The organism is Mesorhizobium sp. WSM4813, from assembly GCF_055811555.1.
This window is the reverse complement of sequence record NZ_JBVVQU010000167.1, coordinates 1-414: the sequence shown is the minus strand read 5'-3', so window position 1 is coordinate 414 and position 414 is coordinate 1. Positions and strand designations below refer to the sequence as shown.

The window sequence follows — 414 nt, the reverse complement described above, 5'->3', positions numbered from 1 at the left end:
TCGAACCACGGCCATGGCGCCGATGATGAGCAACCGCCGAATATCGCGCTGGCCCATCTTCGATACCTTCCCTAGTCGTTGCTTGCCGCCGCTCGACTTCTGCCGAGGGACCAGCCCGAGCCAGGCGGCGAAATCGCGACCGCACTTAAAGGCTTCCATCGGTGGCGCAAAGGTTTCAATGGCAAGGGCAGCGATAGGGCCGACACCGGGCATGGTTTGCAAGCGCCGAGATGTTGCAGCTTGCTTGGACAGCGTGTCGATGGTCTTCTTCAATGCCGCGAGCCGGCTGCTCAACTGTTCGATCTGGTCAAGTAGAGCGCTGCAGATGTCGCGGACTAGATCCGGCAGGTCTGCGCTCTCGTCCTCGACGATCTCTGCCAGACGTGGCAGGTGGCCGATGCCTTGCGGAGCAAC

Annotated in this window: 1 protein-coding gene; it reads right to left on the bottom strand. The window is 61.4% G+C overall.

Annotation, left to right across the window (positions count from 1 at the left end):
* On the bottom strand, positions 1-414 hold a 414-nt coding region (locus tag AC0L25_RS32520; protein ID WP_473599200.1), incomplete at both ends, for a transposase.